At 70.7% G+C, this 20,620-nt stretch carries 17 protein-coding genes; 3 read left to right on the forward strand and 14 right to left on the reverse strand.

From position 1 onward, the window contains the following. Positions 1-38: 38 nt before the first annotated feature. Genes rbsD through ACFU6I_RS13705 form a run of 5 tightly spaced genes read right to left on the reverse strand, consistent with a single transcriptional unit; the run spans position 39 to position 5,864 of the window. Positions 39-428, reverse strand: a complete 390-nt coding sequence (rbsD, locus tag ACFU6I_RS13685) for a D-ribose pyranase (RefSeq protein WP_376335336.1) — start codon at positions 426-428, stop codon at positions 39-41. Further along, positions 425-1,330 (reverse strand): ribokinase, encoded by a 906-nt coding sequence (locus ACFU6I_RS13690; protein WP_384365044.1) that lies wholly within the window; start codon positions 1,328-1,330, stop codon positions 425-427. The genes rbsD and ACFU6I_RS13690 overlap by 4 nt, the downstream gene beginning before the upstream one ends. A gap of 37 nt (positions 1,331-1,367) precedes the next feature. After that, positions 1,368-3,317 (reverse strand): substrate-binding domain-containing protein, encoded by a 1,950-nt coding sequence (locus tag ACFU6I_RS13695; RefSeq protein WP_384365047.1) that lies wholly within the window; start codon positions 3,315-3,317, stop codon positions 1,368-1,370. After that, complete coding sequence (locus ACFU6I_RS13700; protein WP_384365050.1) at positions 3,307-4,851, reverse strand: sugar ABC transporter ATP-binding protein; 1,545 nt, start codon at positions 4,849-4,851, stop codon at positions 3,307-3,309. The genes ACFU6I_RS13695 and ACFU6I_RS13700 overlap by 11 nt, the downstream gene beginning before the upstream one ends. Continuing rightward, positions 4,848-5,864 carry a LacI family DNA-binding transcriptional regulator gene (locus ACFU6I_RS13705; RefSeq protein ID WP_384365053.1) on the reverse strand — a complete coding sequence of 339 codons (1,017 nt, stop codon included), beginning with the start codon at positions 5,862-5,864 and terminating at the stop codon, positions 4,848-4,850. The genes ACFU6I_RS13700 and ACFU6I_RS13705 overlap by 4 nt, the downstream gene beginning before the upstream one ends. Positions 5,865-6,868: 1,004 nt before the next feature. On the opposite strand from ACFU6I_RS13705, the gene ACFU6I_RS13710 reads away from it, so the two are divergent. Beyond that, on the forward strand, positions 6,869-7,207 hold the full coding sequence (locus ACFU6I_RS13710) for a DUF779 domain-containing protein (protein WP_384365056.1): 339 nt from the start codon (positions 6,869-6,871) through the stop codon (positions 7,205-7,207). A gap of 17 nt (positions 7,208-7,224) precedes the next feature. On the opposite strand, the gene ACFU6I_RS13715 is transcribed toward ACFU6I_RS13710, so the two are convergent. The 7 genes from ACFU6I_RS13715 to ACFU6I_RS13745 all read right to left on the reverse strand — a co-directional run bounded on the left by ACFU6I_RS13715 (position 7,225) and on the right by ACFU6I_RS13745 (position 16,594). Further along, complete coding sequence (locus tag ACFU6I_RS13715; RefSeq protein WP_266978044.1) at positions 7,225-7,419, reverse strand: hypothetical protein; 195 nt, start codon at positions 7,417-7,419, stop codon at positions 7,225-7,227. A 134-nt stretch (positions 7,420-7,553) separates the two neighbouring features. After that, positions 7,554-8,444, reverse strand: a complete 891-nt coding sequence (locus ACFU6I_RS13720) for a phosphatidylinositol-specific phospholipase C/glycerophosphodiester phosphodiesterase family protein (RefSeq protein WP_384365059.1) — start codon at positions 8,442-8,444, stop codon at positions 7,554-7,556. Positions 8,445-8,773: 329 nt separating this feature from the next. After that, positions 8,774-9,889 carry an acyl-CoA dehydrogenase family protein gene (locus tag ACFU6I_RS13725; RefSeq protein WP_384365062.1) on the reverse strand — a complete coding sequence of 372 codons (1,116 nt, stop codon included), beginning with the start codon at positions 9,887-9,889 and terminating at the stop codon, positions 8,774-8,776. Next, positions 9,886-11,073, reverse strand: coding sequence for an acyl-CoA dehydrogenase family protein (locus ACFU6I_RS13730; RefSeq protein ID WP_384365065.1), 1,188 nt, complete (start codon positions 11,071-11,073; stop codon positions 9,886-9,888). Before ACFU6I_RS13730 ends, ACFU6I_RS13725 begins: the two co-directional genes overlap by 4 nt. Next, positions 11,070-12,035 carry an NADPH:quinone oxidoreductase family protein gene (locus tag ACFU6I_RS13735; RefSeq protein ID WP_384365068.1) on the reverse strand — a complete coding sequence of 322 codons (966 nt, stop codon included), beginning with the start codon at positions 12,033-12,035 and terminating at the stop codon, positions 11,070-11,072. The genes ACFU6I_RS13730 and ACFU6I_RS13735 overlap by 4 nt, the downstream gene beginning before the upstream one ends. Before the next feature lie 226 nt (positions 12,036-12,261). After that, entirely contained in the window at positions 12,262-14,937 is a 2,676-nt protein-coding gene (locus tag ACFU6I_RS13740; protein WP_384365071.1) for a beta-N-acetylglucosaminidase domain-containing protein, read from the reverse strand. Between the two features lie 382 nt (positions 14,938-15,319). After that, positions 15,320-16,594 carry an ArgE/DapE family deacylase gene (locus tag ACFU6I_RS13745; protein ID WP_384365074.1) on the reverse strand — a complete coding sequence of 425 codons (1,275 nt, stop codon included), beginning with the start codon at positions 16,592-16,594 and terminating at the stop codon, positions 15,320-15,322. Positions 16,595-16,778: 184 nt separating this feature from the next. Between ACFU6I_RS13745 and ACFU6I_RS13750 the strand changes: the two genes are divergently transcribed. Continuing rightward, positions 16,779-17,216, forward strand: coding sequence for an Lrp/AsnC family transcriptional regulator (locus ACFU6I_RS13750; RefSeq protein ID WP_384365077.1), 438 nt, complete (start codon positions 16,779-16,781; stop codon positions 17,214-17,216). 41 nt (positions 17,217-17,257) lie between these two features. Here the strand turns inward: ACFU6I_RS13750 and ACFU6I_RS13755 are convergent, their stop codons facing one another. Continuing rightward, on the reverse strand, positions 17,258-17,686 hold the full coding sequence (locus ACFU6I_RS13755; protein WP_384365080.1) for a TIGR03668 family PPOX class F420-dependent oxidoreductase: 429 nt from the start codon (positions 17,684-17,686) through the stop codon (positions 17,258-17,260). A gap of 21 nt (positions 17,687-17,707) precedes the next feature. Beyond that, positions 17,708-18,532 carry an LLM class F420-dependent oxidoreductase gene (locus tag ACFU6I_RS13760; protein WP_384365083.1) on the reverse strand — a complete coding sequence of 275 codons (825 nt, stop codon included), beginning with the start codon at positions 18,530-18,532 and terminating at the stop codon, positions 17,708-17,710. 666 nt (positions 18,533-19,198) lie between these two features. On the opposite strand from ACFU6I_RS13760, the gene ACFU6I_RS13765 reads away from it, so the two are divergent. Further along, positions 19,199-20,611, forward strand: a complete 1,413-nt coding sequence (locus tag ACFU6I_RS13765; RefSeq protein ID WP_384365086.1) for a rhodanese-like domain-containing protein — start codon at positions 19,199-19,201, stop codon at positions 20,609-20,611. Positions 20,612-20,620: the final 9 nt, after the last annotated feature.

The following is a 20,620-nucleotide window of genomic DNA, read 5'->3' on the forward strand; positions in this document are numbered from 1 at the left end:
CGCGTTGCGGTGCCGGGCCTCACTCATACGCACACGGATCAGAAGAAGACTCCGCAGCGCAGCAGGACGTTCGCGTAGGGCCGCGCCTCCCCGGTGCGTACGACCAACCGCGCCCCGGCCGACAGCGCCTTGAGCTCGTCGTGCGGAACCAGCTGCAGATCCGGCAGACATCCGGCCAGCAGTCCGGCGGCCGCCGGATTCGCCTCCCGCACCTCGCACGCGGCCGTGGCGCCCTCGATCACCAGCTCGTCCAACAGCCCTTCGAGCACATCGGCGAACGAGGGTATTCCGGCGCGGAAGGCCAGATCGACGACCCGCGGACCGGCCGGGACGGGCATGCCCGCGTCGCAGACGAGGACCCCGTCGCCATGGCCGAGCTCGGCCAGCGCCCCCGCCAGATGACGGTTGAGAATTCCGGCCTTCTTCACAGCGCGGAGACCTCCTCGGCGGTCGGGAAGGACGCCTGCGCGCCTTCCCTGGTGACAGCTGCGGCGCCCACCCGCACGGCGAAGGCGGCAGCCGTCGCGATGTCCTCGCCCAGGCTGAGCCGCCAGGCAAGGGCGGCGGTGAAGGCGTCACCGGCACCGGTGGTGTCCACGGCGTCCACCCGGGGGCTCGGGATCCGTGCCACGGCGTCCGTACGGCCGTCGGCGACCAGCGCGCCCTCCGCGCCCAGAGTGATCACCACCGACTGCGGGCCGAGGGCGAGGAGTGCCCGGGCCCAGTCCTCGGGGCCGGGCCCCGCGGAAGCGCCGAGCACGAACCGGGCCTCGTGCTCGTTGACGACCAGCGGGTCGCAGGCGGCGAGTACGTCGTCGGGCAGCGGCGCGGGTGGCGACGGGTTCAGAACGAACCGGGCACCCGGCGGCCGGGTCCGTGCGACCTCGGCCACGGTCTCCAGGGGGATCTCCAGTTGTGCCGAGACGACCCGGGCGCCGGCGAGCAGGTCGGCGGCGGCGCGGATGTCGTCGGGAGTCAGCCGTGCGTTGGCCCCTGGCGAGACCACGATGCTGTTGTCACCCGACGGATCCACCGTGATCAGCGCAACCCCGGTGGGCGCCCCTCCGACGAGGACACCACCGGTGTCCACGCCGGCCTCGCGCTGCGATTCCAGCAGCAACCGACCATGGGCGTCGTCGCCCACCCGGGCCAGCAGAACGGTCCTGGCTCCGAGTCGCGCCGCGGCGACGGCCTGGTTGCCTCCCTTGCCGCCCGGATGGACGGCAAGGTCGGAGCCGAGCACGGTCTCTCCCGGCGCGGGGCGCCGCTCGACGCCGATCACCAGGTCGGCGTTGGCCGACCCTACGACCAGCAGGTCGTAGTCGTGCATCGCTGTCCTTCTTTCACTGGGATCCAAGGGTTGGTGGTCAGGAGAAGTCGGCGACGTTCTTCTCCGTCACGACCTTCACGGGCACCTTGACCATGCTGTCGACCTTCTTGCCACGCGCGGCCTCGACCGCATTCTGCACGGCGATCTTCCCGAGCTCCTTCGGCTGCTGGGCCACCGAGGCGTACAGCTTGCCCGTCCCGACCGCCTTCAGTCCGTCGGGGGTGCCGTCGAATCCGACGACGTCGACGGACGTGCCGGCCTTGCTGCCGAGCGCCTTGACCGCGCCGAGCGCCATTTCGTCGTTCTCTGCGAAGACGCCGGTGACTTCCGGGTGGGACTGCAGCAGGTTGGTCATGACGTCCAGGCCCTTGGTGCGGTCGAAGTCCGCGGGCTGGGAGGCGACGACCTTGATGCCCGGGTACGCCTTGATTCCCTCGGTGAAGCCCTGACCGCGCTCGCGGCTGGCGGAGGTGCCCGCGGTGCCCTGCAGGACGACGATGTCGCCCTTGCCGCCGAGCTTCTCGGCCAGCGCCTTCGCGGCGAGCCTGCCGCCCGCGACGTTGTCGGAGGCGACGAGCGTCGCGGTGTCCGCCTTGTTGACGCCGCGGTCGGCGGCGATCACCGGGATGTCGGCCTTGTTGGCTGCCCGCACCGCGGGTCCCACCGCATCCGAGTCCACCGGATTGACAATGATCGACTTCACGCCCTCACCGGTGAAGTTCTGCAGCTGGTTGGCCTGCTGCGAGGCGTCGTTCTGCGCGTCCGTCACCGTGAGGTCGATGCCCGCGTGCTTGGCCTCCGCCTGCGCGCCCGCCTTCATCTGCACGAAGAAGGGGTTGTTGAGCGTGGAGAGCGACATCCCGACCTTGGTCGTCGTACCGGAGGAGCCGGGGTTGAGGAAGGACACGGCCGCGACCACGGCCGCCACGCACACCGCGGCGATCACGAGTTTCGCCGCTCCCTTGCCGCCCGAACCGGATGCACCGGAGGCCGCCGACGTCGGGGACCCGCCGCCGGCACGCCGACGCACCGTGTCGAGCAGGACGGCGAGCGCGATGACCACACCGATGACGACCTGCTGCCAGAAGGCCGAGACCGACAGCAGGTTGAGCCCGTTGCGGAGCACGGCGAGTATCAGCGCGCCGATCAGCGTTCCGGACGCCTTGCCGACGCCACCCGCGAGGCTGGCGCCGCCGATGACGACCGCGGCGATCGCGTCCAGCTCGTATCCCTGTGCGGCCTGCGGCTGAGCGGAGACCAGGCGGGAGGCGAGGACGATGCCCGCGACGGCGGCGAAGAGGCCGGACAGTGCGTAGATGACGAGCTTCTGCCGCTTGACGCGGAGCCCCGACAGCCTGGCCGCCTCCTCGTTGCCGCCGATCGCGTACATCGAGCGGCCGATGTACGTGCGCCCGAGGACGAGTGCCGTGACCAGTCCCATCGCGACCATCACGAGGACGGGAACGGGCAGCCACCCGCCGAGCGTGTCGCCGAGCACCGAGACGGAGTCGGGGAAGGCGATCGGGCTGCCCTGAGAGATGACGAGGGACAGGCCACGGCCGATCGAGAGCATCGCCAGCGTGGCGATGAACGGTGGCAGCTTCCCGTACGAGACGAGTGCGCCGTTGACGAGGCCGCAGGCGATGCCGGTGGCCACGGCGAGGATCACCGCGATCCACACGGGGACGCCCTCGGACGTCGCCATCCAGGCGAGTACGGTCGCCGAGAGCGCGGCCACCGAGCCGACGGACAGGTCGATGCCCGCCGAGACGATGACGAAGGTGACACCGAACGCGAGGATCGCCGTCACGGAGGCCTGCACACCCACGTTGAGCAGGTTCTGAGTGGTCAGGAAGTCGCCGGAGAGCAGCGACATCGCCACCACCAGGACCACCAGGGCGCTCAGTGCGCCATTGTCGAGCAGGATGCGGCGGAGCGCCGAGGCGCCACTCGCGCCCGTATTGCTCTTGAGCGTGTCAGTGGCCACGGGAGCCCTCCACTTCATCGTTCACATCTGGGGTGTTTGTCACGGACGGGGCGCTGACGGCGAGCGCCATCACCGCGTCCTGGGTCGCTTCGTGCGCGGGCAGCTCGCCTGCGATCCGGCCCTGCGCCATGACGAGCACCCGGTCGCTCATGCCGAGGACCTCGGGCAGGTCGCTGGAGATCATCAGGACCGCGTGGCCGGAGGCCGTCAGTTCGTTGATGAGCTGGTAGATCTCGACCTTCGCGCCGACATCGATGCCGCGGGTCGGCTCGTCGAGGATCAGCACTCTGGTGTCGGCGAGCAGCCACTTCCCGATGACGACCTTCTGCTGGTTGCCGCCGGAGAGAGTACGGACATGCTGACCGAGGCCCGCCATCCGTACGCCCAACTGCTCGGCGATCCGGGCGGCGGCCGCGCGCTGCCCCTTGAGGTCCACGAGACCACCGCGGCTGGCCGAACGCAGCGTGACCAGGCCGAGGTTCTCCTGCACCGAGGCGTCGAGCACCAGTCCCTGGCCCTTGCGGTCCTCGGGTACGAGCCCGATCCCGGCGCCCATGGCGGCGTTCACGTCGCCCCTGTCCAGGCGCTCGCCCCGCACCTCGACGCTCCCGGCGTCGTAGGGGTCGGCGCCGAAGACCGCGCGGACGACTTCGGTGCGGCCGGCACCGACGAGTCCGGCGAGTCCGACGACCTCTCCTGCGTGGACGTCGAAGCTGACGTCGTGGAAGACGCCGCCGCGGGTCAGCCCCCGCACGGAGAGCAGCACATCGCCGGTCTCCGGGCGTTCACGCGGGTACTGCTGATCGATGCTGCGCCCGACCATGAGTCGTACGAGCTCGTCCTCGGGTGTCGAGGCGGGCACCTGGTCGATGCTGCGGCCGTCACGCAGAACGGTGACCCGGTCGCCGAGCGCCGCGATCTCCTCCAGGTGGTGGGTGATGAAGACGATCCCGACGCCGTCCTCGCGCAACTGCCGGACGATGCGGAAGAGCTTGTCCACCTCCTCGCTGGTCAGTACGGCGGTCGGCTCGTCCATGATCAGGACGCGGGCGTCCAGGCTGAGCGCCTTGGCGATCTCCACCATCTGCAACCGGGCGATGCCGAGTTCGCGCACCTTGGCCTTCGGAGAGACGCGTACGCCGACCCGGCGCAGGAGCTCCTCGGCGTCCGCCTCCATCTTCTTGCGGTCGATCATCCCGAAGCGCCGCGGCTGGCGGCCGAGGAAGATGTTCTCGGCGACGGTCAGCTCGGGCACCAGGTTGAACTCCTGGTAGATGGTGGCGATCCCGAGCCGCTCGGCGTCCTGGGCGCCGTGGACACGCACCTCGTTGCCGTCGACCAGGATCCGTCCGCTGTCCGGGCGGTAGGCCCCGGAGAGCATCTTGATCAGCGTGCTCTTGCCTGCGCCGTTCTCGCCGAGCAGGACATGCACCTCACCGCGGCGCAGGTCGAAGTCGACGGAGTCGAGCGCGACCACGCCGGGGAAGGTCTTGCGTATTCCCTCGATGCGCAGCAACTCGTCCTGGCTGCTCACAGGTTGCTCCTCTGGTACGAAGCGGGCTCGCCGCAGGACCTGCGTGCGACGAGACGTGCGGGAAGGGTGACGGACTGCGGGGGCCGGCCCTCTATGACGTCGACCAGCGCCCGTACGGCGGCTCGGCCGAGGTCTCCGGTCGGCTGGGCGATCGCCGTGATCGGCGGATCGGTGTGGACGAACCACGGGATGTCGTCGAACGCGGCGAGCGCGATGTCCTGCGGGACCCGCAGACCGCGTGCGCGGATCGCGTCCAGTGCGCCGAGCGCCATCAGGTTGTCGGCGGCGAAAACCACGTCCGGCCGTTCGGGCAGGGCGAGGAACCGCTCGGTGGCGCGTCGTCCGCTGTCCGCCTGGAAGTCGCCCTGCCCGATGTAGGCGTCGGGCAGCCCGAGGCCGTGCTCGCCCAGGGCGTCCCGGAAGGCCTCGACTCGCTCGCTGCCGGTGGTGGTGGCGGCCGGGCCCGCGATGATGGCGAGCCTGCGGTGGCCGAGGCGGTAGAGGTGGGCGACGAGGTCTCGGACGGCGGGACAGCCGTCGGCACGTACGACGGGCACGTCCACACCGGGAATCCAGCGGTCCACGAAGACCATCGGGGTGCCACCGCGCGCGGCGTCGAGTATCTGCGGGGAGCCGCCGTCGGTGGGAGAGACGAGGAGTCCGTCGATCCGGCGGTCGAGGAGCGTGCGGATGTGGTGGTCCTGCAGCTCGGGCCGCTCGTCGGCGTTTCCGATGATGACGCTGTACCCGAGGGCGCGAGCCGCCTCCTCGACGGAGCGGGCCAGCGCGGTGAAGTACGGGTTGAGCACGTCGCTGATGATCAGGCCGAGCGTGCGTGTCTGGTCGGTGCGCAGCGACCGGGCGACGGCGTTGGGCCGGTAGCCGAGCGCGTCGACAGCGGCGAGGACGCGGGCCCGCGCATCGGGGCTGACGGACGGATGACTGTTGAGGACACGCGAGACCGTGGCAACGGACACGCCCGCCTCGGCTGCGACATCTTTGATGCTCGCCACTGCCGGACCACCTCCTTGTGGTTTCCGTGGGCCTCGAATCCAGGGACATCGCGGTCGGCGCCGAAGCCATGGAAACGATTACACGAACGATTGGAAACGATTACATGCCTCAAGAGCAACCCCCCACCCCCGCAGCGAGACCCAACCGTAACCAAAAGTGCTCATATGAGCGCGCCACGGGCTACACCTCCGCACGGTGGAGCGGCCGCGCCCTGTAGTTGCACAGCTACACCCCGTACGGGAGCGCGGCGCACTTCGCCACCGAGCTGCGGGGCGGTTGCGCGACATCGGGCACGCGAACTCCCCTGTGGCCGCCCCGCAGGCGTGGATGTCCGCGCCGTTCGACTGCGGCGCCTCGATCGACTGCGACCCGGAGCAGGCTCGCGCCGTCCGTACGGGGGCCGCCGCGCGACTCGCAGGGTGTTCCTCATCCGCCGCACAGGCCGGCAGCCGGATGGCTGCTGTGGGCGGTCCGGCCGCCCCTCGCGGCGGGCACCGCCTCACCCCGCGCATCCGGGCGGGCGAAACGGTCGCCCTCCGCTCGTCGAGCGTCGCGACGCGGGGCACGTTGCCGGCCGTGGTCGTCGGAGGCCTCGGTGGCACCTCCTCCGACGCCCAAGTCGGCAACTTCCGCCGACAGGTGAACCGAAGTCAGGAACTGCGGGGCATGGCGCTGCCTCGGTAGCTCCCTGCGGCAGAAGTTGCGTACAGCCGCACACGATGCCCTCGTCCACCATGGATCCGACCCCGACCACTGCACCCGACCGTCGCGGATCCACACCACGACCGGCCTGCTCGCGTCCCCCGCCCGGGTCCCGCCATGCGGGTCGCCCTCTCCCCCGTCTCCCCCTGAGGCACTGTCATGCGTACGCAACTGGACCCGGCGGCCCCCTCAGGGGGAGACTGTGCAACCTTGCCGCAACGTTGCGGGGAGTTGGCTGAGTTCACCGCACCGGCGCCGGACAGCGAAAGGCCGACACGTGACCCCTTCGGACGCACCTCTCGTGGAGCTCACGCCCGCAGCCGCCAATCTGGTGCGACAACTGCGGGCCACCCATGGACCACTGATGTTCCATCAGTCCGGCGGCTGCTGCGACGGCAGCGCGCCCATGTGCTACCAGGCCGGCGAATTCCGTACCGGAGACTCCGATGTGCTGCTGGCCTCGCTCGCCGTCGAAGGAGTTGCGGAGCGTGTTCCCTTCTGGATGTCGAGGAGTCAGTTCGAGGTATGGGCGCACACCCGGCTGATCGTCGACGTGGTGGCGGGGCGAGGCAGCGGGTTCTCGCTGGAGGCTCCGGAGGGCGTGCGGTTCCTGATTCGTTCGCGGCTTGTCGGTGGCTGATCCGCGGCAGGAGCGCGTCAGGGCTGGAGGCTGCTGACAACATTCGCCGTGGCCGTCAGTCCCTCCTGGATCGTCGGCCCCATGCTCGTACCCGCAAGGAAGAATCCGAGCATCGCGCAGACGATCGCATGCGAGGGTTTCAGTCCGCCGTTGCGGAGAAAAAGGACCGCAAGCATCAGCAGAAGCAGCACCAGTGAGATCGAAATGGCCATGGCCAACCTCCTCCGCCGCGCCGGAATGCGGCATTCGGCCGCCAGTGTGGCGCAGCGGAGGGGCCATCCGGCGGACTGGCATGTCCGCCATCCGGGTGTTGACTGACTGTCACCTTCTCCGGCCGTACGGCCCGTCAGCTGCCGCCTCGGGCACCCTTCTCCTTCGCGCGGAGGAAGAGTTCCAGCCCCGCCAGATCGTCGGTGTTGAGGTGGTCGACCCCGGCGGCCAGCAACTCGTTCCAGACGGCGTCCCGTTCGGGGCCCGCCACGTCGGGTGTGGCCCAGAAGCGCACACGCCGGCCCTCGCGATGGGCGGTGGTGACGAGGGCGCGGAGCCTGTCCCGTTCGGCGAGGGGGAAGGGGCCCGCGCCCAGCCAGCTGAAGCTCTGGGTCCAGTTGCTGCTGACGAGCGGGATGAACGAGGCGGTTGCCGCAGTGCCGAGGTCGTCGAGCCGGCCGTCGTAGAAAGCGAGGCGGGTGCGCTGCGCCTCCATGGGGACGCGGGCGGCCCGGTCGCCGGATATGACAGGGGTGACCGCGCCTGCGCGGACCCGGCCGTCGTGGTACGAGGTCAGCATCCGGCGGTAGCGCTGAAGCTGCCGGTCGAGTTCGAGGTAGGCGGCGGCGCCGTCCGTCTTGATGTCGATAAGCAGCTGTACGGGCTCGTGGTGACCCGGGTACACGGCGCCGTGGTTGGCCCTGACCCTGGCCAGCAGCGGGTCGAGGTAGAGCGACGCGAGGGTGCGGGCGGGGTCGAGATCGGAGGCCTCGTGGGCGACGAGGAGTTCCCCGTCCACGAGAAAGATGTCTGCTTCAACGCTGGTGAACCCGTGGGAGAGGGCATCGTGAAGGGGGTGCGTATGGAGGTAGTCGTTATGCGCGTGGGCCTGCCGGAGGGGGCGCGGGTGGTGGCGGGCGACTGCAGCGGGCTGCGCGGCCGCGGCCGGCTGAAGGGGTAGGGCTGCGCCTGCGGCGACCGTGGCGAGAGCGGTGGTGACGACGCGGCGGCGGGTCGGGAACGCCATGGATTCTCCCGGGTTCAGGGTGCGGACCGGACGGGCGGACCCGACCGAGTATGGGCCCGGGGCACCTCTGTCGGGCAGGTACCTGCCAAGAGTTGATCCGGACGTCGTCCGCCCGTCGGCTGGTGTTCCCCGGCCGGGCCGGGGTCGTCCAACGCGGTGTGGCGCCACCGCGGTTCTGGTTACCGGCGCCGCTGCAGCGCCACAGGTTCAGCCGGGCCTCGGCGCTGCCACCGGTAGTGGACGACCAGGAACCGCCCGCCCGGAACGGCGAAGGGGCGGGGCTGCCATGCACCCCCGCCCCACGTCTCTTTGTTCGCAAGGCCGTTGCTCTACGGTGCGGGCAGCTCCATCAGCTCGGCGATGGCGTCACGGTGACGCCCCGCCGTACCGTACGCGATCGAGTCGGCCTTGGCCCGCTTCAGATACAGATGCGCGGGGTGCTCCCACGTCATGCCGATGCCTCCGTGCAACTGGATGCACTCCTCCGCCGCGCGGACCGCGACCCCTGAGCAGTACGCCTGCGCCACGGCCACCGCGAGTGGCGTGTCGGGGCTGCCGGACGCCAGGGCGTCGGCGGCGTTGCGCGCGGCGGCGCGGGCCGAGACGACCTGGAGCCAGAGCTGCGCCATCCGGTGCTTGAGCGCCTGGAACGAACCGACGGGCCGGTTGAACTGGTGCCGGTCGCGGGTGTACCGGACCGTCTCGGTCAGGCACCATTCGGCCAGACCGAGTTGCTCGGAGGCGAGCAGTCCGGCACCGGCGAGCAGCCCCCGGCGTACGGCGGGGCGCGCGGCCTCCGCGTCCGCGAGGCGTGTGCCGGTGGCCGCAGTGAGGGTGACGGTGGCCAGCGGGCGGGTCAGATCGAGCGCGACGAGCGGCTCGACAGTGACGCCCGTGGCGCCGGCCTCGACCGCGTACAGGCCGTCGCCGGTCGGCACGAGCAGCAGATCGGCGGCGGCCGCGTCGGCGACCGCGGTGACGATCCCGTCAAGGGTGCCGGTCACCGTCACGGTCCCGACCGCTGCCGAGAACGGTACGGCGAGGACTGCGACCTTGCGGCCCGCCGCCAGCTCACCGAGGAGTTCGCCGACCGGTCCGTCCTCCGTCCCCAGTGCGAGGAGCGTCTCGGTGGCGACGACCGCGCTGGTCAGATAGGGGGCGGGGGCGACGCTGCGGCCCAGCTCCTCCAGGACCACCGCAACCTCGCGATGGCTTGCACCCTGGCCGCCCAGCTTCTCCGGCACGAGCAGCCCCGCGGCGCCGATGTCCGCGCCGAGGGCCTTCCAGAGCTGCGGGTCGTACGGCGTGTCGGACTCGATTCGGGCGATCACGGTCGGCGCGTCCGCCCGGTCGGCGAGCAACGACCGTACGGCGGCCCGCAGATCGTCCTCGGCCTCCGAGTACAGCAGATCGGGCGCCACGGTCTCTTCGGTCTGTGCTGTCATCGGGACAGGTCCTTCCAGGCGACGTCCTTGTCGTTGCGCGGCTCGGCGGGCAGTCCGAGGACGCGTTCGGCGACGATGTTCAGCAGTACCTCGCTCGTACCGCCCTCGATCGAGTTGCCCTTGGACCGCAGATAGCGGTAGCCCGCACCGCGTCCGGTGAAGTCGACCAGCTCGGGGCGGCGCATGGTCCAGTCGTCGTACAACAGCCCCTCTTCGCCGCGGAGTTCGACCTCCAGTCCGCTGATCTCCTGGTTGAGACGGGCAAAGGCGAGCTTCATGCCGGAGCCTTCGGGGCCCGGCTGTCCGGCGACGAGTTGCTGGCGCAGCCGCTCACCGGCGAGCCGGGCGACCTCGGCCTCGACCCAGAGGGTGAGCAGGCGCTGATGGAGATCGTGGGTACGTAGTTCGGGGTGTTCGCGCCAGGTCCTGGCAACGGGGCCGATCATGCCGCCCTCGCGCGGGATGCGGGATCCACCGATCGACACACGCTCGTTCATCAGGGTGGTCCGGGCGACCTTCCAGCCGTCGCCGACGGGTCCGAGCCGCCTGCTGTCGGGGATGCGTACGCCGGTGAGGAACACCTCGTTGAACTCGGCCTCGCCGGTGATCTGGCGCAGCGGCCGCACCTCGACGCCGGGGTCGGTCATGTCGCAGATGAAGTAGCTGATGCCACGGTGCTTGGGCAGGTCAGGGTCCGTGCGGGCGATGAGGATCGCCCAGCGGGCCACATGGGCGCTGGACGTCCAGACCTTCTGCCCGTCGACCACCCAGTCCTCGCCGTCCCGGACGGCGCGGGTGCCGAGCGCCGCCAGGTCGGATCCGGCGCCCGGCTCACTGAAGAGCTGGCACCACACCTCCTCGCCGACCCACAGGGGGCGCAGAAAGCGCCGCTTCTGTTCGTCGGTGCCGAAACCCAGGATGGTGGGGGCCGCCATGCCCAGGCCGATGCCGATGCGGCGCGGGTCGTTGTCGGGTGCGCCCGCGGCGGCGAGTTCGGCGTCGACGACGGGCTGCAGCGAGCGCGGCGCGTCGAGTCCTCCGAGCCCGGCCGGGTAGTGGACCCAGGCGAGTCCGGCGTCGAAGCGGGCCTTCAGGAAGTCGGTCCGGTCGGTGGTGGCCGGTGGGTGGGCGGCGAGCAGTTCACGGGTGAGGCCTCGGAGTTCGGCCGCGTCGACGGTCGTCATCGGGCACCCCCCGCAAGGACGACGATCCGGCCGGTGCTCGTGCCGTCGGCGACACGCTGAACGGCGGCCGCCGCCCCGTCGAGTGCGACACGCTCGCTGATCAGTGGCTTGATGACGCCCTGCGCCGCGAGAGCGGTGAGCTCCTCGTGACAGGCGCGCACCGCGGCCGGATCCTTGGTGTTGTACAGACCCCAGTGGAGTCCGACGATCGAGTAGTTCTTTACGAGGGCGTGGTTGAGCGCAGGGGTGGGGATGACGCCGCTCGCGAATCCGACGACGATCACCCGGCCCTCGAAGGCGATGCACTTGACGGACTTGGCGTACGCGTCGCCGCCGACCGGGTCGTAGACGACATCCGCCCCACGTCCGCCGGTGAACTCCTTGACCAGTGCGACGATGTCCTCGCTGCGTCGGTCGACGACCAGGTCGCAGCCGAGCTCATGGGCGGTCTTGGCCTTCTCGGGGCCGCCGACGACACCGATGACCTTGGCCCCGGCAGCCTTGCCGAGCTGGACGGCCGCGCTGCCGACTCCGCCCGCCGCGGCGTGCACGAGAAGAGTCTCGCCCGCCTGGAGGTGCGCCCTGCGGTGCAGTCCGAACCAGCCTGTCTGATAGCCGATGTGCAGGGCGGCGGCCTCGGCGTCGTCCAGGGCTTCCGGGGCCGGCAGGAGCGCCGCCTCGTCCGCGACGACGTACTCGGCGAATCCACCGTTCGGCAGGGCGGGAGTGGCGAGCACCCGGCGCCCGTCCGGCGTCTCACCGCAGATCTCCACGCCCGGGGTGAACGGCAGCGGCGGCCGTACCTGGTACTGGCCGCGGCAGAGCAGCGCGTCGGGGAAATTGATGTTCGCCGCGAGCACCTCGAGGAGCACCTGCCCGTCGCCCGGCGTGGGCCGGTCCGTCTCTTCGAGCCGCATCACCTCGTTCGGCTCGCCGTTCCGGTGCACTCGCCATGCCTGCATGAGGGGCCTCCACAACACTGTCGGCATTTCCACTGCTCCGGGGCATACTAAGCGGTCGCTTGCCTCTCTGGGAACAATCTGTCCCGGACCGTTTCGACCGGACCGGACATGACTGCGCGCCCGGCATGCCCCAGGAAGTATGGGGATGCCGGGCGCGCGGTGGGCCGGAGCAGGATCGGCCGGTGTCATGGGCCTCCGAGACGGCCCCTCCTGGTTACGCGTTCAGTCAGCCGACCACCAGCTCGGCGATCTGCGGTGCGGCGGACCCGGCGCGCCAGGCGAGACGTACCGCATCGGCCGTCCGGCCGGTCGCGTTCACCCTGGTGTAGGGGCCGTCGAGCGCACCGACGGTCCTCCAGATCCCGTCGGTGCCCCGGAGCTGGATGTCGGCAAGGGCGTCCGACCCGGCCGGCTGCAGGACGGTGACGGACCCGACGGAGCGCACGGAGCCAAGCCCCAGCTCCAGCGCCTCACCGGCCTCGGGCGCGCGCGCCGCCCGGTAGACGGTGCCGAGGTCGCCGTCGGCCGCCGAACGCAGGGCGGATCCGGCGGCGGCGGGCGGTCCGCCGGCCACCGCTCCGCCCTCCGTCTCGATGGCGAACTCGCGTACGACGAGCCAGTTCGTCTGGCCCGCGGTTGCCCGCGCCCGCACATAGCGGACCTTCGTCCCGGCGGGGGCGGTCGCGGTGACGTCCGGCTTTCCGGAGAAGGCGGTGAGCTGCTGCCAGGTCTGCCCGTCGGCGGAGTACTCCAGCACCCCGTCGTGGAGGTAGTCGCCGGTGCTTCCCGGCTTGGCCATGGCCAGGGTGATCCCGCCGATCTCCCTTGCGCGGCCCAGGTCGACCGTGACCTGATCGCCGGCGGCGGGCGCACCGTCGCTCCAGAAGTACGTGGAGTCGTCGCCGTCGAGCATCCGGGCGACGGTGTTGGTCTGGTACGTACCGAGGCTGGTCGATGCCGTGGGCCTGCCGCTCACACCGATGATCCGGTCGTGCTCGGCGGTGGCCTTGTCGATGAATCCGTCCAGCACCCCGTTGCCGACGACGACCGGCACCTTGCGGCCGTCAAGTCCCGTGTAGGTGAAGGACTTCGCCTCGGCCACCAGCGCGGGCAGCTGCTGTCGGAACTCCCACGCCTGCGCGCCCTTTCCGGCGCGGGCCGCCTCGACCATGCGCAGTGCCGTCCGGGTGGCGGTCGCCCAGGACTCGGTGGCGTCCAGCCAGGGGCCCGAGTCGTCTATGAAGCCGCGGTCCGGGAGGCTGCTGCGCAGGCGGCCCGGCGCGTTGCCCAGGTCGCGGAGCACGGAGGTGAGCCGGTCCGCGTCGCCGGACTGCCAGTAGCGGGCGAACTCGCCCGCCAGGTCGGGTGCCTCCTGCTTGTTCAGGGCCGAGCTGTAGTTAATGTCGGCGAAGGCCCGCAGCGCCTTCTCGGTGCGGGCGTCGCCGCCCGCGTACTCCCCCAGCCCCCGCAGCCACGAGTCACGCTCGTCGTAGGCGGCGTCGTTCCAGGAGTAGTCCGCGACCGTGTAGAGCGAGAGCTTGGAGGCGTACGGCTGGATCATCGGGTTGGCGGTGATCCCGGCCAGCTCGCCCGGCAGTCCCTTCTCCCGGCCGTTGAACGGGCCGAGCAGCAGCCGGTTGGTCACGTAGTCGTTGACCGGATAGTTGTCCCAGGTCAGGATCGGGTGGTTGAAAACCGTGCGGGCGGCCTTGGCCTGGGCGACGGTCATCGTCGGGGCGATGACGCCGACGCCCGTCCACTCGACCAGGACATTCGGGTCGAGCTGCTCGGCGAGCGCCTTCTTGTAGGCCGTGGCCGAGACGTTGTAGTACTCGGTGGGCACCATCTGAAGCGGCTGGGCACCCGGGTGCGTGGCGATGAACTCCTTGTTCACCTTGTTCAGGAGATACGCCTGCGCGGCGCCCGCCGCACCGCCGCCGGTCCCCCATTTCGCCTTGTCCGCCGCACAGTTCCAGTCGGTGTAGCTGATGTCGTCGAGCGGGACCGCGAAGGTGCGAACGCCGATGTCCCAGATCGCCTGGAACTTGTCGACGAGCGCCTTGGCGTCGGTGTCGGAGCTGTAGCAGACGGAGAGTCCGGGCGAGAGGGCGTAGGTGAACTCGACGTGCCGCTGCACGGCCCGGTCGGTGAGTTCCTTGATCTGCGCCAACTGCTCCGCGGGGTACTGGTCGCGCCACTTCTCACGGAGGTACGCGTCGTCCTTCGGCGAGTACACATAGATGTTCATCTTGTGCTCGCCGTAGTAGTCGAGCTGGTCGAGGCGGGCCTCGTGCGACCACGGGGTGCCGTAGAAGCCCTCGATGACGCCGCGCAGCGCGGTGCCCGGCCAGTCGCGTACCGCAAGCCCGTCGACCTCGGCGCCGGGGTGGCTCTGCCGGGGCAGGATCTGACGGAGGCTCTGGGCCGCGTAGTACGTGCCGGTGGTGTCCTTGCCCGCGAGGACGATGCGGTCGGCGCCGACGCCGAGGACGTACCCGTCGGCGGGCAGCGCGTCGGGACCCTCGATGTGCTGGTCCGCGAGGGCGGCGGAGACACCGACGTGGACGGTGAGTCCGCTCCCGCCGGGTCTGTCGCTCCGTACGATCCGCTGCGCGCCGGCGCGGCGCAACGCGGCTTCGACGACCTTCACGGAGGGCTCGTCGGAGGTGTCGCCCGTCACCAGGGTGACGGTGGGGCTGATCGTGACCCGGTCGGACCGGGTCCTGACCGACTGTGGGGTCGGGGTGATGGCCGGAGCGCTCTGGCCGGTCACGGCGTTCCCCGGGGCGTCCGGACGGCCGCCGTCGGCGGCCTGGGCGGCCGGCGTGGCGGTGAGCAGGCCGCCGACGAGCAGACTCGCGGCCGCGCCGAGCGCGGTGAGGCGGGGTGGGCGAGGCGTCACATGTCCTCCATGGGTCACTCAAGTCACCAGAGTCGCGCAACACAACGAGACCGAATTCAACATCATGGCGCCAACATGTCAATGGTCTGGACAACATCAACGCCTGGACCTGGTGCTTTACCTCTCGGCAGGGGGTATCGATACGGCACGACGGAGCACCGCTCCCCCGGACTGACCGCCCTGCCACCGTCCGGCGCACCGCCGCTGCCGCCCGGCACGTACGACTCCACGGTGGTGCTGTGACCGGCGGGCTCGGGGGCCGGGAAGGCGACAGTGGCGGGCGAGCCAGGACGTGGGCCTTGTTGCCGGTGGGCCTGGGCGGGCAGCGTTGCGTGTGAGGCGCTTGCGCTCGCGGACTCCTGCACCCACCACAGGCCGTTGGCTACTTCGTGCCCACCGTACGCAGTGCGGCCAGGACCAGCGTGCGGGTGACGGTGATGACCTCGGCGATGCGCACCTGCTCCTGCGGCCCGTGTGCCCACCGCACTTCGCCGGGCCCGTACTGGAGTGTGGGGATGCCCTGCGCTCCGTACAGCCGCAGGTCGCTGCCGTAGGGTGCGCCCTGCTCACGCGCCGGCCCGGCGCCGGTGATGTCGGCGTGCGCGCGACCGACCAGCGCCGCCAGCGGATGTCCGTCCGGCAGCCGGCCGCTGGCGAACTGGCCACCGGGCCAGGTCACCGTGGCCGGACGGGTGCGCAGCCAGGAGTCGGCGGCGCAGACTTCGGCGATGCAGTTCTCCAGTTCCGTGCGGGCGTCGGCCGGATCCTCGTCCAGTCGGACGCCCAGTCGTCCCTCGGCCACGAGGAGGTCGGGGACACTGCTGGCCCAGTCACCGGCATGGACCGTACCGACGGACAGTGGGTAGGGGATGGCGTAGTCGGCCATCAGCGGGTGCGGGTCGGCGTTGCGGGCGGCCTCCAGACGGGCCAGTGCACGGTGGAGGGGGAGGTAGGCGTCGAGGGCGCTGACCCCTGCGTAGCGGGTGCTGCCGTGGGTTGCCTGGCCGGGGACCTCGATGCGGAAGGTCAGGGCTCCGGCGTTCGCTGTCATCAGCGTGCCGCTGGTCGGTTCGGTGATGATGCAGGCGTCTGCGGTGTGACCGCGCCGGAGCGTGCCGAATGCGCCGAGCCCGCCGTCCTCCTCGCTGACCACGAAGTGGGCCGCCAGACGGCCTCGCAGTCTCACCCCGGCGGTGCGGATGGCCGTCAGGGCCGCGAGCACGGACGCCAGCCCGGCCTTCATGTCACAGGCACCGCGACCGTGAACGACGTCCCCGGAGACCCGGGGTACGAACGGGTCGCCCGCCCACCTGGCCCGGTCGCCGGGAGGTACGACGTCGACATGGCCCTGCAGGACGAGGGTCGGTCCGTCGCTGTCGTTGCGTGTGGTGCCCGCCAGTCCCCACGCCTCGTCCCTCGGGGCCTCGGCGCCCGGGTAGGCGGGGTCCGCGCGCAGTTCGGGCAGGTCCATGGACCACAGGTCGACATCGAGGTCCAGCCGCTGAAGGTGCCGGGCCAGCAGGTGCTGCAGTTCGGATTCGGCGGCGCTGCCTGTCACGCTCGGCACGGCGAGCAGTTCCAGCAACGTCCGGGCGGCTGCGGCTTCGTCCACTGCGGCAAGCGCGGCTGCTTCAGCGTCGCTCAGGGTTGCGGTCATGGCAGTGCTGCTCCTCAGGGCTGTCCCGTAGCAGATCGACGTCAGGTCGATCCGGAGACTATGGCCGCACTTCCGGCGCAAACAATCCCCATCCACTGCTGTCCACCAGCGATTACTTGCAATATCAGAGGCATTCCGGTCAATCATTGCGCACTTGTCGGTTTCGAATCCTCCGGAGGCGCCCGTGGACCCCATCGACGAAGCGATCATCCGCTGTGTGCAGCGGAACGCACGGTCCACGTACGCCGAGATCGGCAGAGCCGCCAACCTGTCGGCGCCGGCAGCCAAACGACGTCTGGACCGACTCGTCGCCACCGGCGCGATCCGCGGCTTCACGGCTGTTCTCGATCCGCAGGTGCTCGCGTGGCGGACCGAAGCCTTCATCGAGGTCTACTGCCGGGGCAACCCCACGCCCGCGGAGCTGCGCCGCGCCTTGGAGGACGTCCCGGAGGTCGTCGAGGCATGCACCGTTTCGGGTGCCGCGGACGCCGTTCTCCACGTTCTCGCCGAGAGCAGCACACACTTGGAACAGGCCATCCAGCGAGTGCGCGCGACCGCGCCGGTCGAGCGCACGGAGAGCGTCATCGTGCTGTCCCGGCTGATCAAACGGCCGCATCCGTGACGGCCGTCGACCGGAATCGCCCGGCCGGGTGGCCGTGCGGCTCAGGACGCGCGCCAGCCGCTCCAACGCAGGACTGAGATCTCGACCATCGGCCCGTCGGGAGGACGGTCGGCGTACTGCCGGTATTTCGCCGTGAGGAGGCCGACGCGCCGGGCGGCCTCGGGGAAATGGTCCGGCGGGGGGAGCACACGGGCCTCACCGTCGGCCCGCACCCACCACAGGCGCTCCCAGTCCTCCTCGTAGTGGTCGGCCAGCAGACAGACCGTCGGATTGGCCGCGATGTTGGCCAGACGTTTCAGCCGCATCGTCCGTTTCGGTTTGTGGTCCACGGCCAGCATCACCGTGTCGCCGTCCAGGGCGAACACCACCGGCACCAGGTGCGGGCGGCTGTCGGTGCCGGTGGTCGCGAGGTGGGCGATGCGCGCCGCGGCGAACCGCTCACGCGCCTCAGCGCTCGTCAGAGTGGGCATCGCACTCCTTGTTCCGGCATCTCAGCGGTACCGGGCAGCCACTTCGGCCAGCCGGTCGAGGTGCTCCAGCGTCTCCCGTTCGGGCATCGTCGGCACGTAGAACAGCAGCCGTTCGACGCCCAGACGGCCGTAGCCCTCGATCTGCTCGGGCTCGTCGGGAGCCGCGTACACCGTCACCGGCACCTCGCGTTCGGCACGGGCGTGCAGTCGCTCGATCTGTGGACCGAGCTCCTGCGGCGGCACGCTGTTGGCCAGCCACGCGTCCCCGAGCTGCGCCACCCGCGGGAACGCGCCCTCGCCGCCGCCGACGTAGATCGGCGGATGGGGACGCTGCACGGGTTTGGGCCACGCGAAGACCGGATCGAAGTTCACGAACTCACCGTGGAACTCGGCCTTCTCCGCGGTCCACAGCTCTCGCATGGCGCGCAGCCGCTCGTCGGTGAGCCGACCACGGGTCGAGGGGTCCGTGCCGTGGTTCCTCATCTCCTCACGGTTCCAGCCGACACCGATACCGAAGATCACCCGGCCACCGGAGATCAGATCGAGCGAAGCGACTTCCTTCGCGGTGATGATCGGGTCTCGCTGCGGAATCAGCGCGATGCCGGTACCCAGCAGCAGCCGCTCGGTCACCACTCCGATCGCGGTCAGGGCCACGAAGGGGTCAAGGGTGCGGTAGTAGATCTCCGGCAGCTCACCACCGCCCGGGTAGGGCGTCCGGCGGTCGGCCGGGATATGGGAGTGCTCGGCGATGAACAACGAGTCGAAAGCACGTTCCTCAAGGGCGGTTCCGAGCGAGGTCGGGCTGATCCCCTGGTCGGTGATGAAGGTTGAGACTCCGAACTTCACGGCGGCTCCGTCGAGGCTTGAGTACGGGAACGAACGGGTGGCACAGATCTGTTGACTACCCGCCCCGGGCGATCCCGCTCCCCTGACCACCCGGGAGAACCATCGCGGAGCACGATTCGGGCTTCGCGGTTCGCAAGAGAGCGTCGTGGGGCGTCCGGACGAGCCTGAGAAGCCCCGACCGCTCCGGAACCCCCAGCGTGGCGTCGAGCGGATGCCACTCCGTCCCACGACTGACATCGTGTCAGATTGCGGCGCGACCGAGCGTGCGGCCCTCCGCAGGGGACGGGAGGGGCCGCTCGCACGTTGCGAAGCAAGCTCGAACACGTACGTGCGGCATGCCGCCGGCGACCGCACCGAACACCAGGGGGACGGCGCCTGCGGGGTGGCCGCGGCGATGTTCCGGCAGCGCCCGGCGCCGTGACGCACGCCCACCGCTCACGCTCACCCGGCGATGCCCTGCACCCCACCTCCGGGTCGAACGATGCCGGTACACGCCTCACTGCGAGCGGCGAGCACCTCGGCGGCCTCGCGCCGCCGGGCCGGGCAGGAAACAGCCGCCTGTCGCTCCCTCGGTCGCACCGAGAGCCAGAAATACCCCCTGGGGTATTAGTGCTAACCTCGGTGAGAGATACCCCCTGGGGTAAACCGTACGGAAGGAGTCATGCCGTGTTCTTCGTCGACCCCCTCGAGACCGCCGGCCTCGGCAACCGCAGCTATCTGGCGGGCGGCCGGCACGCCGCGCTCGTGGTGGACCCGCCGCGCGACATCGACCGGGTCATCGCCGCGGCAGCACGGCGCGGCGTGCGGATCGCCCTGGTCGTGGAGACACATCTGCACAACGACTACGTGACGGGCGGCCTGGACCTGGCGCGTGCCACCGGGGCCCAGTACCTGGTGCCCGCCGCCGCGCCGGTCTCCTTCGACCGGGTGCCGGTCGCCGACGGGGACGCCACCCCGGTGGACGAGGGACTGACGCTGCGCGCCATGGCCACCCCCGGGCACACCCCGCACCACACCTCGTACGTACTGGAGGAGGACGGTCGCGCAGTGGCCGCCTTCACCGGCGGTTCGCTGCTGATCGGCAGCGTGGGCCGGCCCGACCTGGTGGAGCCCCGGCTGACCGCAGCGCTGGCCCGCGCCCAGCACGCCTCCGCGCACCGGCTCGCCGACGAGCTCGACGACGCCGTGCCCGTGCTGCCGACCCACGGCTTCGGCAGCTTCTGTTCATCCGCGCAGGCCGACGGGAACACCACGACGATCGGCGCCGAGCGGGCCCGTAACGACGCGCTCGTCAAGGACGTGGACACATTCGTCGCCGAGCTGCTCGCCGGGCTGGACGACGTCCCCGCCTACTACGCGCACATGGGCCCGGCCAACGCCGCGGGTCCACGTCCGCTCGATCTGACGCCGCCCGCCCCGGCCGACGCCGAGCAGATCGCGCGGCGGCTGGCCGCAGGTGAGTGGGTGGTGGATCTGCGCAGCCGGGTGGCGTTCGCCGAGGGACATGTCGCCGGTTCGTTCAACTTCGAGGGCGAGGGGCAGCTCGCCACATATCTCGCCTGGCTGATTCCATGGGGCAGGCCCGTCACCCTCCTGGCGAGCAGCGCCTCCGACGTCGCGCACGCCCAGCGCGAGCTGGCCCGGGTGGGCGTCGGCCGCCCGGTGGCAGCTGCGACCGGTGACCCGCGGTCCTGGGTCCGCACGGCGGAAGAGCTGCGTTCGTTCCGCAGGTCGGACTTCGCGGGCCTGGCCGCGGCACGCGAGCACGGCGACCAGCCGGTGGTTCTCGATGTCCGCAGGGACACCGAACGCCGCGCCGGCGCGATAGCCGGGTCGGTGCACATTCCGGTGCACGAGCTGCCCAAGCGGCTCGACGAGGTGCCGGAAGGAGTCGTGTGGGTGCACTGCGCCGGCGGAATGCGGGCGGCGATCGCGGCGTCGCTGCTGGACGCCACCGGCCGGGAGGTCGTGGCGGTCGACGACGGGTTCGGCGCGGCGGAGGCCGCGGGCCTGACGCTCTCGCATCCGGCCGCCGATGCCCCTGCCAGGACGACCGGCGCCGCACCGGCCACCGCCTGACCACCGAAC

The sequence above is a fragment of the Streptomyces sp. NPDC057486 genome, from assembly GCF_042802415.1.
Taxonomy (GTDB): Bacteria; Actinomycetota; Actinomycetes; order Streptomycetales; family Streptomycetaceae; genus Streptomyces; species Streptomyces yanii.

Coding starts and splice junctions, on each gene's coding strand:
- ACFU6I_RS13690 (WP_384365044.1), bottom strand. CDS start 1,330: ATGCACGACTACGACCTGCTGGTCGTAGGGTCGGCCAACGCCGACCTG.
- ACFU6I_RS13715 (WP_266978044.1), bottom strand. CDS start 7,419: ATGGCCATTTCGATCTCACTGGTGCTGCTTCTGCTGATGCTTGCGGTC.
- ACFU6I_RS13720 (WP_384365059.1), bottom strand. CDS start 8,444: ATGGCGTTCCCGACCCGCCGCCGCGTCGTCACCACCGCTCTCGCCACG.
- ACFU6I_RS13725 (WP_384365062.1), bottom strand. CDS start 9,889: ATGACAGCACAGACCGAAGAGACCGTGGCGCCCGATCTGCTGTACTCG.
- ACFU6I_RS13730 (WP_384365065.1), bottom strand. CDS start 11,073: ATGACGACCGTCGACGCGGCCGAACTCCGAGGCCTCACCCGTGAACTG.
- ACFU6I_RS13735 (WP_384365068.1), bottom strand. CDS start 12,035: ATGCAGGCATGGCGAGTGCACCGGAACGGCGAGCCGAACGAGGTGATG.
- ACFU6I_RS13745 (WP_384365074.1), bottom strand. CDS start 16,594: ATGACCGCAACCCTGAGCGACGCTGAAGCAGCCGCGCTTGCCGCAGTG.
- ACFU6I_RS13755 (WP_384365080.1), bottom strand. CDS start 17,686: ATGCCCACTCTGACGAGCGCTGAGGCGCGTGAGCGGTTCGCCGCGGCG.